The organism is Nocardia aegles (assembly GCF_052545135.1).
The window spans coordinates 719,404-733,986 of the sequence record NZ_JBQWRI010000002.1 but is presented as its reverse complement, the minus strand read 5'-3'; the positions used below and the strand labels follow the sequence as shown (position 1 = coordinate 733,986).

15 protein-coding genes and 2 pseudogenes are annotated in these 14,583 nt (G+C 67.4%); 2 read left to right on the top strand and 15 right to left on the bottom strand.

What is annotated here, in order from left to right:
- Positions 1 to 55: 55 nt before the first annotated feature.
- The 11 genes and pseudogenes from ACT89H_RS08510 to ACT89H_RS08460 all read right to left on the bottom strand — a co-directional run bounded on the left by ACT89H_RS08510 (position 56) and on the right by ACT89H_RS08460 (position 9,579).
- Positions 56 to 502 (bottom strand): response regulator, encoded by a 447-nt coding sequence (locus ACT89H_RS08510; protein ID WP_445107963.1) that lies wholly within the window; start codon positions 500 to 502, stop codon positions 56 to 58.
- Positions 499 to 2,112: a sensor histidine kinase gene (locus ACT89H_RS08505; RefSeq protein ID WP_445107962.1), complete on the bottom strand. Its 1,614-nt coding sequence runs from the start codon at positions 2,110 to 2,112 to the stop codon at positions 499 to 501. Before ACT89H_RS08505 ends, ACT89H_RS08510 begins: the two co-directional genes overlap by 4 nt.
- A complete protein-coding gene (locus tag ACT89H_RS08500; protein ID WP_445108260.1) occupies positions 2,109 to 3,350 on the bottom strand; it encodes a PP2C family protein-serine/threonine phosphatase in 1,242 nt (413 codons plus the stop codon). The genes ACT89H_RS08505 and ACT89H_RS08500 overlap by 4 nt, the downstream gene beginning before the upstream one ends.
- 237 nt (positions 3,351 to 3,587) lie before the next feature.
- On the bottom strand, positions 3,588 to 3,752 hold the full coding sequence (locus tag ACT89H_RS08495) for a hypothetical protein (RefSeq protein ID WP_445107961.1): 165 nt from the start codon (positions 3,750 to 3,752) through the stop codon (positions 3,588 to 3,590).
- Positions 3,753 to 3,913: 161 nt separating this feature from the next.
- The gene (locus ACT89H_RS08490; RefSeq protein WP_445107960.1) at positions 3,914 to 4,963 is read right to left on the bottom strand and encodes a fused (3R)-hydroxyacyl-ACP dehydratase subunits HadA/HadB; all 1,050 of its coding nucleotides are present in this window, start codon (positions 4,961 to 4,963) and stop codon (positions 3,914 to 3,916) included.
- A gap of 113 nt (positions 4,964 to 5,076) precedes the next feature.
- On the bottom strand, positions 5,077 to 5,562 hold the full coding sequence (locus tag ACT89H_RS08485) for a hypothetical protein (protein ID WP_445107959.1): 486 nt from the start codon (positions 5,560 to 5,562) through the stop codon (positions 5,077 to 5,079).
- Positions 5,563 to 6,307: 745 nt separating this feature from the next.
- A complete protein-coding gene (locus tag ACT89H_RS08480; protein WP_445107958.1) occupies positions 6,308 to 6,652 on the bottom strand; it encodes a hypothetical protein in 345 nt (114 codons plus the stop codon).
- A 106-nt stretch (positions 6,653 to 6,758) separates the two neighbouring features.
- Positions 6,759 to 6,893: pseudogene (locus tag ACT89H_RS08475) on the bottom strand (MarR family transcriptional regulator); the annotation flags it as partial.
- 185 nt (positions 6,894 to 7,078) lie between these two features.
- The gene (locus tag ACT89H_RS08470) at positions 7,079 to 7,519 is read right to left on the bottom strand and encodes a limonene-1,2-epoxide hydrolase family protein (RefSeq protein WP_445107957.1); all 441 of its coding nucleotides are present in this window, start codon (positions 7,517 to 7,519) and stop codon (positions 7,079 to 7,081) included.
- A gap of 137 nt (positions 7,520 to 7,656) precedes the next feature.
- Complete coding sequence (locus ACT89H_RS08465; RefSeq protein ID WP_445107956.1) at positions 7,657 to 8,541, bottom strand: tyrosine-protein phosphatase; 885 nt, start codon at positions 8,539 to 8,541, stop codon at positions 7,657 to 7,659.
- Between the two features lie 495 nt (positions 8,542 to 9,036).
- Positions 9,037 to 9,579, bottom strand: a complete 543-nt coding sequence (locus tag ACT89H_RS08460) for a MarR family winged helix-turn-helix transcriptional regulator (protein WP_445107955.1) — start codon at positions 9,577 to 9,579, stop codon at positions 9,037 to 9,039.
- A 287-nt stretch (positions 9,580 to 9,866) separates the two neighbouring features.
- On the opposite strand from ACT89H_RS08460, the gene ACT89H_RS08455 reads away from it, so the two are divergent.
- Positions 9,867 to 10,730: a phosphotransferase family protein gene (locus ACT89H_RS08455; RefSeq protein ID WP_445107954.1), complete on the top strand. Its 864-nt coding sequence runs from the start codon at positions 9,867 to 9,869 to the stop codon at positions 10,728 to 10,730.
- A gap of 15 nt (positions 10,731 to 10,745) precedes the next feature.
- On the opposite strand, the gene ACT89H_RS08450 is transcribed toward ACT89H_RS08455, so the two are convergent.
- Both ACT89H_RS08450 and ACT89H_RS08445 read right to left on the bottom strand, forming a co-directional pair.
- Positions 10,746 to 11,054 (bottom strand): VWA domain-containing protein, encoded by a 309-nt coding sequence (locus ACT89H_RS08450; RefSeq protein WP_445108259.1) that lies wholly within the window; start codon positions 11,052 to 11,054, stop codon positions 10,746 to 10,748.
- A 39-nt stretch (positions 11,055 to 11,093) separates the two neighbouring features.
- Positions 11,094 to 12,227, bottom strand: coding sequence for an XdhC family protein (locus ACT89H_RS08445; protein WP_445107953.1), 1,134 nt, complete (start codon positions 12,225 to 12,227; stop codon positions 11,094 to 11,096).
- A 135-nt stretch (positions 12,228 to 12,362) separates the two neighbouring features.
- On the opposite strand from ACT89H_RS08445, the pseudogene ACT89H_RS08440 reads away from it, so the two are divergent.
- Positions 12,363 to 12,602 (top strand): annotated as a pseudogene (locus ACT89H_RS08440) (LysR substrate-binding domain-containing protein); the annotation flags it as partial.
- A gap of 162 nt (positions 12,603 to 12,764) precedes the next feature.
- Here the strand turns inward: ACT89H_RS08440 and ACT89H_RS08435 are convergent.
- Positions 12,765 to 13,142, bottom strand: a complete 378-nt coding sequence (locus ACT89H_RS08435; protein WP_445107952.1) for a cupin domain-containing protein — start codon at positions 13,140 to 13,142, stop codon at positions 12,765 to 12,767.
- Between the two features lie 147 nt (positions 13,143 to 13,289).
- Positions 13,290 to 14,168: a LysR family transcriptional regulator gene (locus ACT89H_RS08430; RefSeq protein WP_445107951.1), complete on the bottom strand. Its 879-nt coding sequence runs from the start codon at positions 14,166 to 14,168 to the stop codon at positions 13,290 to 13,292.
- Between the last annotated feature and the right edge of the window lie 415 nt (positions 14,169 to 14,583).

The window sequence follows — 14,583 nt, the reverse complement described above, 5'->3', positions numbered from 1 at the left end:
GTAAACCGCTGTGCCGCAGACCCGGGAAACGGCCGGGGTACTGCGGCGAGCGTCATCAGAGTGTCGGGCGCGGCAATCGGACGACCTGGACGAAGAAGTCATCGATCTGCTTGATGGCGGCGACGAACTGGTCGAGGTCGACCGGCTTGGTGACATACGCGTTCGCGTGCAGCCGGTAGCTGCGCAGGATGTCCTCTTCGGCCGCCGAGGTGGTGAGCACGACCACCGGGATGTGCGACAGCTCGGGGTCGGCTTTGATCTTCTCCAGCACCTGCCTGCCGTCGTACTTGGGCAGGTTCAGGTCGAGCAGGATCAGATCCGGCCGCGGCGCGTCCGCGTGCCGTCCTCGGCGATAGAGGAATTCGAGCGCCTCCTCGCCGTCCCTGGCGACATGCAGGGTGTTTCCGATCTTGTTGTCCTCGAAGGCTTCTCGTGTCATCAGCTCGTCGCCGGGATCGTCTTCGACGAGCAGGATGTCGATGGGCCGGCCGGGCGTGGTCATGCGGTGGCTCCTTCACGGGCGGGAAGGTCGGCGGTACGGGTGGTGGGGTCGGAATCGGCGGTGCGCAACGTGAAACAGAAGCGGGCGCCCCGGGTGTAATCGGTGTCGATCCAGATCCGGCCGCCGTGATATTCCACGATCTTCTTGCAGACGGCCAGCCCGATACCGGTTCCGGTGTACTCCTCCCGATTGTGCAACCGCTGGAAGATGACGAACACCTTCTCGGCGAATTCGGGCGCGATTCCGATGCCGTTGTCCGAGACCGACAGCAGCCAGCCGTTGTCGTCCTCGGCCGGCTCGCAGGTGATCTCGATCCGCGGTGCGCGGTCGGGCTCGCGGAACTTGATCGCGTTGGCGATCAAGTTCTGCCACAGCATGGTCAGCAGCGTCGGATCGCCGACGATCTCGGGCAGCTCATCCGGTCGCCGGATGCTGGTGGCGGTGTCGTCGATCGCCGCGGACAGATTGGTCAGGGCCTTGTCCAGGGACTGGCCCAGGCCGGTGGGTTCGGCGCGGTCGGTGATGCGGCCCACGCGGGAGAAAGTGAGCAGGTCGTTGATCAGCACCTGCATCCGCTTGGCGCCGTCGACGGCGAAGTCGATGTACTGTTTGCCGCGCTGGTCGAGTCGGTCGCCGTAGCGCTTCTCCAGCAACTGGCAGAACGACGCCACCTTCCGCAGCGGCTCCTGCAGATCGTGCGAGGCGACGTAGGCGAACTGCTCCAGCTCGGCGTTGGATCTGCGCAATTCGACGGCCTGCAGGTCGAGATCGGTCTTCTGCTCGGCGAGCACCGCTTCCTTGGCGCGCGAGGAGTCCAGCTCGGCCACGATGCGGCGGCGCATGCTCTCCACGGCGCGTGCGACGGACGCCACGTCGGCGGGGCCGTGGGCGTCGATGTGATGATCGAAGTCGCCGCCAGCGACCCGCAGCGACGCGTCCGTGAGGTAACCGAGGGGACGGGCGATCAAGCGCCGGATCAGCACGGTCAGCAGCACGCCGGTCAGCAGGAACGCCATCACCATCCCGGCCAGCACGGCGTCCCGGACGGTGCGGGTGTGCGTGAGTTCGTCTTCGTCGTGCGCGATGGCCGCGGCGAGACTGCTGTTCTGCGCGTCGAAACGCGTCCGCAGTTCGTCGAACAGCGGTTTGCCCCGGGCCGGGGCACTCGGATCGCTGCCCACTGCCAACCCCGTGACCAGCGGCTCCGCGTACTCGGTGCGCCACCGCTGCGCGGACTGCTCCACGGCGTCCAGTTGGTCGAGCAGCGGCTGCCGGTCGGCAAGCAACTCCCGCAGGCGGGCGACCGCCTGCGCCTCGTCGCGGGTGCCGTCCCGGTAGGGCTGCAGGAACTGCGGGTCGGCGGTGATCCCGTAGCCGCGCAGGCCGGCCTCCTGGTCCACCAGGGCACTCTGTAACCGGTAGGCTTCGGCCGCCGCGGGTAGCGACTTGTCGAGCAGCCGATCGGTCACGCGGTTGGTCTGCGCGATCACCTGCGCGCCCGCCACGGTGCCGATGATCACCACCAGCACCATCGCGGCCAGCACCAGCTGGAACCAGGCCTGGGCGGTCAACCGCGCGCTCAGCGGCGGTCGCCCGGTCTTGCTCGTCATCGGTTCTGGTCCTGTCCTCGTCGGTCGCCGTTCCATTCCAGATACAGAATGGCGACATCGTCGTCCAGACCGCCGGACGCACCAGCCAGTGCCTCCACGCGGCCGATCAGCTCGTCGACGAACCAATCGGGATCCGCGGCTCGCACGGCGCCTGCGACCTCCAGCAGCCCCTGCTCGCCGAGCCGTTCCCGGTCTGTCCCGACCCGTCCCTCGAACAGGCCGTCGGTGAACACCATCAGCCCGGAGCCCAGCGGCAGGTCCACCTCGTGGACGGGCCACTCGGCGCGCCCGGGCAGGAAGCCGAGGGCAGGCCCGCCGGGCACCTCCACCCAGGTCAATCCGGAGGACGAGCGCAGCAGCATCCCCGGGTGCCCGGCCCGCAGGACCTGTGCGCGGCGGTCGCCCGGATGCAACACCAGGCTCGTGACCGTCGCGAAGGTCTGTCTGCCGGTGCGTTCGGCCAGCAGCACTTGCTCCAGCAGCCGAAGTTGCCGTGCGCCGGTCACCCCGCTCAGCACCAGAGTGCGCCAGGCGAGGCGCAACGCCACGCCGGTCGCCGCCTCGTCCGGGCCGTGGCCCGAGACGTCGCCGATGACGGCGTGCACCGTGCCGTCCGCGTCCTGCACGACATCGTAGAAATCGCCGCCGAGCAGGGAATGCGCCCGGCCGGGACGGTAGCGCGCCACGACGTCGACGACCCGCTGTCCCCGCAGCAGCGGGGTGGGCAGCAGTCCGCGTTCCAGTCGGGCGTTCTCCTGCGCGCGCATATTGCTCGCCTGTAGGGCCGCGCTGGTGCGCTCGGCCTGCTTGCGCTGGATCGCGTAGCGCACGGCGCGCCCGAACAGTTCGGGCTCGACCCGGCCCTTGACCAGGTAATCCTGGGCTCCCGCCGCGACCGCGGCCAGCCCGGTCCGCTCCTGGTCGAGCCCGGTCATCACTACGATCGCGACCTGGTCGGTGTGTGCGCGGATACGCTCCACGGCCTCGAGCCCGTTGGCATCGGGCAGATGCAGGTCCAGTAGCACGCAGTCCGGCTCGGCGGCGGCGAGGTGCTCGGCGGCCTCTGCCAGCGACCGGACCCAGTCCAGCCGCAGACCCGGCGCGCCGTCCACGACCAGTTCCTCGACCAGCAGAGCATCCCCCGGATCGTCCTCGATCAGGAGTACCGAAGGTTGCTGCCACGGCCAATCCGCGCCGACGAGCACCTCGGGATCGTCATCCGCCCCGTCACGCCGCATCGGCACCGCCGGGCGCGCCTGCGGCGCAACGAGTGACAGCACTACCGCCGTCGTCGGTGAACACCGACAACCCGGCCTCCGATCGCCAAAGGCGGCCTCAGCGCACGCCGACTGTCTCAGCGGCCGTTTGCTGGACCGAGAGGCAGTCAAGATCGTATCCGATTCTCCACCCGGCCGAGACATGACGGTGTTCACCTGCGCAGAAGCGGAGGCGGGCGCGGAATAGGCGCCGGAGGATCAGACCATGGTGCCCGTCAGCCGCGCGGTGTTCCGCTCGTCGTCGCGGACCGCGCCTGCGCGGCGCGGAGAGCGCAGTTCCGCCAAGCTGCGTGCGACGACCGTGGCATGGACCGCGATGACGGCAAGGGAAGCCGAGCCGATCACAGCAAGAAGCACAACCACGACAGATACCGGTCCTTTCGGGTGCGAGCAGGCCGGTTGCCCACTCGATCGAGTGCCGAGGTCGCGTCCGCCGATCCCGGCGGGTGCGAACTCCGCCTCCAACGTGCCCGCGTTGCTCCGGCCCAAACACATCCATTCCGCCGGCGCCACGGGCGGTGCGATCACGAGAGGACGACCTCGGCCGTCGCGCGACCGAAGATCTTGTGTCCATCGTGCCGGCCGGTGACCGCGATGGTGGCGGTGCGCGTGTCCGGATCCAGGTGTTTCACCCGGCCCGAGAACTCGATCCGGCCGCCGGTCGCGCCGACGTGCACGGGATTGGTCAGGCGCACGTTGTAGGAGCGCAGGGCGCCGGGGTCACCCAGCCATGAGGTGAGCAGGTCCACACTGAGCCCGATGGTGTACAGACCCTGCGCGACAACGGTTTCCAGCCCCATCCTGGCAGCTGCCGCGGTGCTCCAGTGGATGGGGTTCGGGTCTCCCGCCACTCCGGCGTAATTGACCAGGTCGCCTCGGCTCACCGTGAGGGTGCGTCCGGGAAGCTCTGTTCCGGTGCGCACGGTGTCGAACCGCCGTACCCGCGGACTGGCCGGCGGGGGCGGCGTCCGGTGTGCGGGCTCGCTGTCGTCCCCGACGTAGCGCGGGGGCGGGACGCGGCGCTGCTGCCGTGCCTCTGGGCGTACTCCCTGCATGACCACCGCGTCGAACCAGGTCGGCAGGGCCTCGTCGGCCCGCCCGACCAAGCTGGTCCGGGAGGTGAGGACCGGCCGATCGTCCTGGTCCACAATGGTCTGGCGCAGAACGATGAGGTCGCCGCCGAACGCGTGCCGGAACGAGTCGAGGCACATGTCGAAACCGATCCGGTCGCCGGCCAGCAGCGGGCGGTGGAATTCGATCATCTGATCGGTCTGGATGGTCCGGCTCAAGTCGTAGCCGGGCAGGATCGTGTCGAACACTTCGGCGTAGGCGAGATACCCGGGCACCGCGCCGAAGGTCGGCGGCGCGACGAGGCTGTGGTAGCCGAAGTCGGCCGCGCCGTCCTCCGACCAATGCGCCGGGTGATGGTTGCGCACCGCACGGGCGTACTCGCGGAGTTTCTCGCGGGCGACCTCGTAGAGATAGCCGCTGCGATATCGGCGCCCGACCATCGAGGCGGGTACCGCGGCGTCGGTCACGTCGTTCGCACCTGGTGTGGTGGGGAGTCTGGACATCGCGGGGGAATCTACCCAAGTGGCGGCGGAATTCCGGTGAGCCCGCATTGCGCGCCGTTTCGCGGTCGACGATGTCCGCGGACCGGGTCGTCCTGGTCGCCGATCGTGGTGGTTCAGCACAGATTCCGCTCGGCGGCCACCACGACGGCGGCGGCCTCGTCCACCGACTGGTGCGCGCTCACCTGCACCACAATGCCGTCTTCGGACGTTCCGCCGCCAATTCCCGGCACACCGCGTAACCCAGGTCGAGCAGCGCCGCGGTCATGCCGTCGCCCGCGGTTCGTACGCCGAGGCGATAGATCGGCGAAATAGCCTTTGGCCGCACCGCGGGGAGCGTGCGCCCGAGCGTGGGTGACGACGAATGTCGCCGCGACCGCGGAGACGGACAACGGGCAGACGACCGACACCCCGCGCAGCGCGAGCTTCATTTCGGTCCGGGAAGGCTTGGTCAGCGGCCGTCGCGGGTCCGCAGCGACGTGGCACACCGACAGTGAACTCGTGGCTCGGCCTACCTGGACGACGACGATGGGATCGGCACCATGGCTGACGTACTCGACGAAGCGGCACGCCGGCGGCCGGCCGACAATATCGTCGGGCACCTGTTGAAACGGCGTCAGCGCGCCGGTGCTGGTTCGGGCATTCGTCGGCGCTATCGAATGCCTGACACTCGTTTAATTTTTCGTTATCTCCCCGCCGTGTGTCCCGCGCGGGCTCGTCGAGTGTGTGCGGGACCATGACTCCCCGGATCCAGTGGACCGCAAGCACCGTGGTGTTTCGAACGAATTCGAGGCTGGGTGACGGCCCGTGCTACCGGATGGGCCGCACCGGGCCTGCCGACGCAGATCGGAGGGCCGCATCATGGCATCAGACGCCGATTTTCCACCTGATCAACGCTCGCGCCGTGGTTCATGGCAGGCCCGGACGATCGCCGCGGCGGTTGTCGCCGGGACAGCGGTGCTCACCGCCACTCCCGCCGCCGCACAGCCGTTGTCCCCAGGCGCACCCGATGTCCCGGTGGAAGTGCCCATTCCCGGTGGCTTCCGAGGTTTCTCGGAAATTCTGCGATTCACTCCGCCCGCGCCACCGGCGCCGCAGATGCCGCTGGGTCGACCCGCGCCGCACCACGGCGGGATATCGGGGCCGCAGCATGCCGGGACGCCGGTGCCACACCATGACGGTGGGCCGGTGCCGCACCACGGCGGCTCGACCGGTCACACGGCGTAGGCCACCATCGGGCGATCCATTCGGTGGACGGACTCCCGCCGGCGCAGCTCCCGTCGCTCCTGCTCCGCCATGCTGGACGACACGCCGGTCGCTCGGCGCGGTCGCGGGATGCGGTGCCGGTCACTTGCCGTGCAGTGAGTTCGGTGTCGCTTCTGTGATCGCGGTGAAAGCGAAGGTCTGCTGGGAGGAGCGATCGAAGGAGGGGTGGATCTCCATGTCCTTGGCGGCGGCCGAGAGCGCGGCCAGCGCGGTGGGGAGATCGTCGGTGTCGATCTCGTAGATGGCGAGGTAGGGCAGCTCTGGCATGTCGCCGTGGATGCTCGGTGCGGCGACGAACCGGCGCGCCGCGACAAAGCCCTCAACCTGGAGAACATCCGGAAGGTGAACCGTGTCGTACCAGGTGTTGTACTCGACGTCGCGGCCGTCCGTGGGGGTCGAGTGAACGAGAAGGATGTGGCGGGGCATGCCGGCTCCTAGGGGTGTCGGTGTGATCGTCCGGCAGATACTCGTTTCATAGAGTATATGCCGGTGTCCGTGGCACCCTTGGGAACTCAGGCGTCACCAGCGGACCGTGTGGGCTGCGCTGGAGCACGCCCTTGCCTTCCAGCCGGTCGGTGGCCAAGGTGGCCGTTGTCGCATGCACCAGCAGGTTGCGGGCGAGTCTGGAGATCAGGCGCGTGCCTGTCTCGGAGAGTTGGAGAGTCACCGACGAAAAGCGGAGGGCGAGCACCTCGTTGTGCTCGCCCGCCGCGCACCGAGCCCGGGACTCGGGAACGATCGCTGTCCGAAATCACGAACTCTGCGCCGCCCATAGGAAGTTGATCGTCGCCTCGGGCCCGGCGGATCTGCGCAGATCTCCACCGGGCCACTTTCTGTGCGGAACGGGCTGTTTCAGCCGGCGACCGCGGTGTGTCCCATCTCCTGAGCCAGCGACTGGAGCTGGGTCGCGGTCCCGAGGCTGTCCAGGTAGTCGGTGTAGCGATGGATCTTGCCGTCGCGCACCTCGAGTACACCGGCGACGCGGAAATCCATGATCTTGGTGCCATCGGCCTTGCGCATAGTGTCCACGCGCTCGGTGAAGACGAGATCACCGGCCGAGCCGATGTTGATGACGTTGATGTCGCAGTAGGCCATGCCGGTCTGCTCGGCCAGCGTGTCGAGATACTTCAGCGAGTCCTGCAGATTCGGGTGGTGATCGAAACCGACGCTCTCCCACTCGACGTCCTCGGCCAAGAACTCCTGGTAGGTCCGTTTGAACGCGGCCAGGTCCGGGCCCATGCCCGCGAAGAAGTCCAGGACGAATTGTTCTTTGTCGTTCTGAGCAGTGGCCACCAGAATCTCCTAAAAGACTTGTTGTAAATAGTCTAACCTTAGACTATCATACGTAATATATATCTCAGTGTAGCCGTCCTGCAATGGGATCGAAGGCTTCGAGTCGCAATGACATCGTCATGGACCGGACCTGCTGACTATGCGCTGATCAGTCGCTGACGAAGGGTCTGCAGGGTGCTGTCCTGGAGACCCAATCCTGCGTGGAGGTAGTTCGTCACATTGCCGTACCGCAACTCGATCTCGGTGATCGCTGTCTCGAGGTAGCTGCGATCGACGGTCAGCATCGGTGTCATCGCGTCGGCCACGGCCGGTCCTCGGCTCTGTCGCAGCGAGTCGAGAGTCCGGGCGATGGATTGCGCGCTGCGCTGATTGGATTCGAGGAAATCGGTCATCGTGACCTCGGGCGACACGCCCGCCATCTGGTGCAGCAGATACGTGGCGAAGCCGGTTCGGTCCTTGCCCGCGGTGCAGTGGATGACAACCGGTCCGTTCTCGTTCGCCAACCCTGTCAGCAGGGCGGCGAACGCCTGCCGTTCGGTGGTGCCGGCGACGAAGCCGCGGTACAGGCCCCGCATCACGTCGTACGCGTCTTCGGCCGAGGTCAGCGCAGCCAGGGAGGCGTTGAGCTCCCGGCCGTCGCCGATCACCGAGATCTGCCGGTATGCCGTTGCGGCGGGCAGGTGATCCGGTGTAGCACTGGACTCATCCGGAGTGCGCAGGTCGTACACGGTGCTGGGATGCAGTTGTGTGAGGGTGGCCAGGTCGGTCTCGTTCGGAGTCAGGGCGTTGGAGCGGTAGATGACGTTCGTTCTGAGGTGTCGTCCGTCGGTGGTGGCATACCCACCGGAACTACCTGCGACATCCCGGAAGTTGTCGAGGCTGGACAGCCTCGGTACAGCGGTCGCGGGCTGGACGACGGCCGGAGTCCCCTGGTCCGGCGCCGTGGAACAGCCCGTGGGCGCGAGGAGCAACGCCGTTCCTGCCAGCAGGCCCGAGATCATCCGGGTGAACCACGTGAACATACGACTCCTGCCGAACGGCCGATACTTATGGTCGTGAACGACTCTATCGTCAGTGGTCGAATAATAAATAATCTACAAGTGTAGTTATTCTTGCGGGGTGGGGTCGCCACGGTTAACCGTGCGTTGTCCTTGTGTCATCGGCGCTGAGGTGCGAGCGGACGCGTCGCGCGCGGCAGTCGGCAGCGCGGTGACCAGCCTGATCAGGGATGCCGACATGCGCGCTCAACGTGGAGTCCACCGATATTCCCCAGGTGAACGCTCTTCGTCCGATCCCGGCCGGATGGTAGAGCACCGGCATACCGGTTCGGAGCTCGGGAGGGCGTCGCTACCTCTTCGGAGCGGTTCGGTCGACCAAGTGGCGCTGGTTCCTGTCGGGTGGCCGGGGTACCGTTACGCCCGCGGCGCGCATCACCGATCCAGACGGGGCCGCCGACGATTGCACCTGTAGTCAGAAATCGTGCTGCTGTGGCCGGGGGAGAGCCGCGTCCGGCTCGGTCACCTGGTACCGGTCGTTGCCCGCGCATCACCGGCGGCGCTGCGGAGCTCGCTCAGAAGTTCGATGAGGCGACCGACGTCCTCCGGTTTTGCCTCGCCGAGACCGAACCCGATGTCGGTGAGTGACGAATTGGCCTTCAACACAAGCTTGCGGCCGGTCGGCGTGATCGAGACCAGGGTGGCGCGCCGATCCGTGGGGTGCGGCTTGCGGCTGATCAGCCTGCGTTTCTGCAGCCGGTCGGTGGCGAGCGTCGCGGTGGTGGCATGCACCATGAGGCTACGAGCGAGGTTGCTTACGAGTCGGGTGCCGCTGTCACTGAGCTGTAGTGTCATCAGCACCAGGTAGTCGGTGAGGTTCAGGCGGTGCTTGCGCAGTTGCGTCTCGACCGGGTCGATCACGAGACGCTGATAGCGAAGTAGCGAAGACATGGCCAGGAAACGTTGTTCGTCGCCTTCCAGCCCCTGCTCGGTCCAGTAATGGTGCGCCCACTCGACCGGGTCGGTGGTGTCGGGTACGGTCGCCTGCGTTTTCTGGGTGGCCATGGAGTCCCCGCTCGAATTCGTATCGTCGATGGTCGGTGACTGAATAGTCTACGTGTGGCCGATCGGTCTGCCGGAAACCGTCCGCGGACCGCCGCAACGTTGTCGCCCACCCGTCCGCCTTCGCGGGACGGCCCAGGATGTCCGGCATTGGGGTACCGGGGCTCGGTGCGGAGCCGGCGACAGTCCCGTTGCGGAACGGCAAGGACCGAGGCGGGCGGACTCACGGGTTCTAGAGTCGTGGCATGGGAGTTCGCGACGGCGATCGTGCCGTAGGTGTCCGGGATGTCATGGCCGAGCAACTGCCCGACTATCGGATCGACTCGGTAGTACTGCTGGGGGAAGGGGAGGACAACGTTGCCTATGACGTCAATGGCGAGTTGATCGTGCGCTTCGGTAAGGAACCCGATCTGGAAAGCCGAGCCGCGCAGGTGACCGATGAGGCCGGTCTTCTGGCTGCTGTCGCGGATATCTCGCCCCTTCCGGTACCTGAGCCGCGTTTCGTGGTGGTCGAGCAGGGGTGCCTGGCGTATTTCAAACTTCCTGGCAGCCCGCTGATCGACCTGCCCGCGTCGCGGCGATCGGCCCATGTGCGGTCGATCGCCGCAGTGCTCGGTCGATTCCTCGCCGCTCTGCATGCCGTTCCCCTCGACCGGATGGCGGACCTGGTGGACACCGACGACCAGCCGGAGGCAGTGTGGCGTGCTGAGGCCGCCCGGACCTACGATGCGATCGTCGGCACGGTGCCGCAGGCGCATCGTTCGGTGGTGGAGACATTCCTCGAAGCAGGGCCCATGCCGGATCGCTGTGGCCTGGTGTTCTCCCACAACGATTTGGGGATCGAACACGTTCTCGTGAAACCGGTTTCGGGAACGGTCACCGGCGTCATCGATTGGAGTGATGCCGCGATTGTCGATCCGGCCTATGATTTCGGCCTCATCTACCGAGACCTCGGCCCAGCTGCCCTGGCCATAGCGCTGGAGAATTACCGGACCACTGCCCACGACCTGCGGGCGATCCGGGCGCGCGCTGCGTTCTATGCCAGGTGCAGCGTGTTGGAGGATATGGCCTACGGGCTCGAGAACGGCCTTCACCGGTATCTCGACAAGAGCCTCGCGGCGCTGACGTGGCTGTTTCCGATCCCCGCCCACTGACCCCGATGCACCGGGTCAGCGCGCGTCGCCGGTGATGCCAGAACTCGCACGAACGCGGGTATCTCCGCCGGCGTGTGCGCGGGCATCATCGTGTCGCAGAACGGCAGGGCGGCCGCCATCGCACCGGTGGTCGGCCGGAACCCGGACTCGCCGGGGCCGGCGTCTGATCCGGGCCATCGCGCGGGCGAGCAGCTCGGGGGCATCGCTGTCCCAGCCATCCGATGCGATGACGACGACGGCGCCGCGTATCGCGTTACCGGATGGTGTCGCGAGCAGCGCGCCGAGGCATCGGCCGATGTGCGTGCCGCCGTGCCGGTCGATCACCTTCGCGTTGGCCCGGGCCACACCGGATCAAACGATTACTCAATCCGCTCTCGGCGCGGTGTGGTGAATCCGTCCGCCGGTCCGGGTGAGGGAACCCCCGTGCCCGCCCCAGCGCCGCGCGATGATCTCGGCAGCGATGGACACCGCCGTCTCTTCCGGCGTCCGGCCGCCCAGATCGAGCCCGATCGGGCTGGCGAGCCGGCCGAGTTGCTCCTCGGTGACACCGGCCTGCCGCAGGCGCGCCAGCCGCTGGTCGTGCGTGCGGCGCGACCCCATCGCGCCGACGTAGCCGAGCTGCGGCGCCCGCAGCGCCACCTCGAGCAGAGGGACGTCGAACTTGGGATCGTGGGTCAGCACGCAGACCACGGTCCGCGAATCGACCGCGCCTGCCGCGATCTGCGCGGCCAGGTAGCGGTGCGGCCAGTCGACGACGACCTCGTCGGCGGTCGGGAACCGGGCCGAGGTGGCGAAGATCGGTCGCGCGTCGCACACCGTCACCCGGTATCCGAGCAACGATCCCTGCTGCGCCACGGCGGCGGCGAAATCGATGGCCCCGAACACCAGCATCCGCGGCTGCCGGGTATGACTGGAGACGAATACCGCCATGCCCTCGCCGCGGCGTTGCCCGTCCGGGCCATACGACAGCACCTCGCTGCGGCCCGCCGCGAGCAGCCCGCCCGCGTCATCGATCACCGCGTCGTCGGTGCGCGCCGACCCCAGCGTGCCGTGCGCCTCGTTCGGCCGGATCAGCAGCCGTCGCCCGATCCGAGCGGAGTCCGGGTGTTCGATGACGGTCGCGATCGCGACCGGCCGGTGCTCGGCGATGTCCGCGGCGACCTCGCCGAGTTCGGGAAACGTCTCCCGGGAGATCGCTTCGACGAAGACGTCGATGATGCCGCCGCAGGTGAGGCCGACGGCGAACGCGTCGTCGTCGGAGAACCCGTACCGCTGCAGCACCGGACGACCGGTCCGCATGACGTCGGTGGCGAGGTCGTAGACCGCGCCTTCGACACAGCCGCCGGAGACCGAACCGCCGACCGTCCCGTCCGGGGCGACGACCATGGCCGCGCCGGGCGGTCGCGGCGCCGAACGGAAGGTTCGCACGACCGTCGCGAACCCGGCCGTGCCCCCGGCGTTCCAGACTGCCATCAGATCCGTGAGCAGGTCCTGCATGATGCGTCCTCCGCGCGCGATTCGGCGGTAGGCACCGCGTCCACGTCCAAACTAGACTCGGATCGTCACGCCCGCCCAACTTCGGGCCTATTCGAACGTGGTGCGGCTCGGCTCCGTCCATGCGGCGGCCAGAGAGCGCGGGCGAAAGATTTGGCAGTCGAGCTGAGTGTGCGCCCCACCAGCCGGTTCCGCTGTCTGATCGAGACCCGTGCGGTGGACATCGCGCTGGGGCCCGGGCCGGAGAACTCCGACACGACCATCGCCGCCCGGCCGTTCCTGAAGTACCAGATCATCTCGGTCGCGCGCCCCGACAGTCCGCCGGCGGGCACCGCCGCGCATCCGGCGCTGCTGCGCGAGCAACCGTGGGGCGTGGGCGTCGCGCGATTTCGCCCGAAAATGCATGTGACTCTGTGGAGTTGAACCTCCTCCTGCTGCCCGAGCGCTCGCGTCCGCAGGCCGGACTCCGGTTGATCGCCGCGACCATCGTCGATTTCGCCCGGACTCGGGCTCTGTCGCAAGGCGGCGGCGCCCGAGGGATCAGGGATGGTGGTGGATCGGGTCGGTCCAGTGCACGGCCTCGGGTTTCTCGACCGGCTCGATGTCGAGATTCACCACGACCGCTTCACTGTCGCTGCGCACCAGTACGCATTCCAGCGCTTCGTCGGTGCTGGCGTTGATTTCCTGATGCGGCACATACGGCGGCACGAAGATGAAATCGCCCGGCCCGGCCTCGGCCACGAATTCCAGCCGCTCCCCCCACCGCATCCGCGCGCGCCCGCGCACAACATAAATCACGCTCTCGAGCGCGCCGTGGTGATGCACGCCGGTTTTGGCGTCGGGATGAATGGTCACCGTGCCCGCCCAGATATGCTGCGCGCCGACGCGCGCCCGATCGATGGCCGCCGCGCGATCCATCCCGGGCGTCTGAGCGGTGTCGGTGTGGAGCTGGTCGGCTGCGATGACACGCACGCCCTCGTGGCGCCAGTCGCGTGTGGCCGGTCCGGGTGGCGGCGCGGATTCCTGGGCAGCTGGTCCCTCGGTCACAGTTGTCCTCTCCCGCCGCTATGCGACGCCTCTCAGTTGCCGATCGGTCATCGATCGATAATGTGTAGTGATCGCTTCGACAGCGGTGAGTTCGATTTCGGGTCCGAGTCCGCGCCGCGCCACCAGACGTACGTCGATGCTTCCCATCGCGGGCAGTTCCGGCACCTCGACCAAGCCGGGCGGAAGTGCGCTGTGGAAGGGGAGCAGAGCCACGCCGAGGCCGGCCTGCGCGGCCGCCATGACGCCGTCGAGATTGCCGGATTCGGCGGTGACCGATACGTCGTAGCCGAGTTCGGCGAGCCGGTGCAGTGCTCGCTTGCGCAGGGTGCACGGTTCCTCGAAGGCCAGCAGCGAGATCGGGCCCCGTCCGGAGGCCATCCGCCAGCTGGGCGCCGCGGCCCAGCGCAGCCGGAGTTCGCCGACGGCGGCGCCGACGGGTTCGGGGCTGCCCCCGAGGACGACAGCCAGATCCAGCGCGCCTTTCACCACCGATTCGGTGAGACTGGTCGAGCGGTCGATGCGGAAGTGCACGTACACGCCGGGGTAGGCGCCGCGCAGGACGCCGAGCAGTTCCGGGAGCAGCCGGTCGGCGGCGTGTTCGGTGGAACCGATCGTGATCCGGTCCGGATCGACGGCGACGAAGCGTTCGAGCATCTGGTCGTGCGCGGCCAGCAGCGCCCTGGCCTCGCCGACGAATCGCTCCCCGTCCGCGGTGAAACGTGTACCGCGGCCGCCTTTTTCGATGATGGTCCGCTCGAGTCGGCGTTCCAAGAGCCGGATGTGCTGACTGACCGTCGGCTGACTCAGGTACAGCGCGTCGGCCGCGCGCCGGAAACCTCCGGTGTCGGCGATGGCCAGCAGGGTCCGAAGATGCGCCAAGTCCAAGGGATATGCCATACGCCCACCTGTCTCCACCGTCGACATCCCGTATGGGGTAAACCAACTACATAAACTTCGGTCACGCAGCGTTTGGAATCTGCGAGATCGAAATATTCGGTGGGATCGGATCGGGACGCGGGCCCGTCGACCGCGTACACCGAAATCGACCGGAAGGTATCTTTCCGGGGTTGAATCGGCGGATTCCGCGCGGGAGATGTTCTACTGGCCCGCCCGATCGGAATATCGGATCGGCGGCTATCGAATCACATGATCCGACTCTGTAAATGTCTGTGCTGCAATCACTTTCGATAGAACCGAGCATATGGGAAGCTGGTCGCGCCGAGTTGCTCGCGTTTCGTACTCGACCGCACAATTGCGAAACAGTAGGCGCCCGCCGTAGTGCCGCCTTATCGCACGAAATTCCTCCGGACAA

Coding starts and splice junctions, on each gene's coding strand:
- ACT89H_RS08510 (WP_445107963.1), bottom strand. CDS start 502: ATGACCACGCCCGGCCGGCCCATCGACATCCTGCTCGTCGAAGACGAT.
- ACT89H_RS08505 (WP_445107962.1), bottom strand. CDS start 2,112: ATGACGAGCAAGACCGGGCGACCGCCGCTGAGCGCGCGGTTGACCGCC.
- ACT89H_RS08500 (WP_445108260.1), bottom strand. CDS start 3,350: ATGCGGCGTGACGGGGCGGATGACGATCCCGAGGTGCTCGTCGGCGCG.
- ACT89H_RS08490 (WP_445107960.1), bottom strand. CDS start 4,963: ATGTCCAGACTCCCCACCACACCAGGTGCGAACGACGTGACCGACGCC.
- ACT89H_RS08480 (WP_445107958.1), bottom strand. CDS start 6,652: ATGCCCCGCCACATCCTTCTCGTTCACTCGACCCCCACGGACGGCCGC.
- ACT89H_RS08465 (WP_445107956.1), bottom strand. CDS start 8,541: ATGTTCACGTGGTTCACCCGGATGATCTCGGGCCTGCTGGCAGGAACG.
- ACT89H_RS08460 (WP_445107955.1), bottom strand. CDS start 9,579: ATGGCCACCCAGAAAACGCAGGCGACCGTACCCGACACCACCGACCCG.
- ACT89H_RS08455 (WP_445107954.1), top strand. CDS start 9,867: ATGGCCGAGCAACTGCCCGACTATCGGATCGACTCGGTAGTACTGCTG.
- ACT89H_RS08445 (WP_445107953.1), bottom strand. CDS start 12,227: ATGCAGGACCTGCTCACGGATCTGATGGCAGTCTGGAACGCCGGGGGC.
- ACT89H_RS08435 (WP_445107952.1), bottom strand. CDS start 13,142: ATGGATCGCGCGGCGGCCATCGATCGGGCGCGCGTCGGCGCGCAGCAT.
- ACT89H_RS08430 (WP_445107951.1), bottom strand. CDS start 14,168: ATGGCATATCCCTTGGACTTGGCGCATCTTCGGACCCTGCTGGCCATC.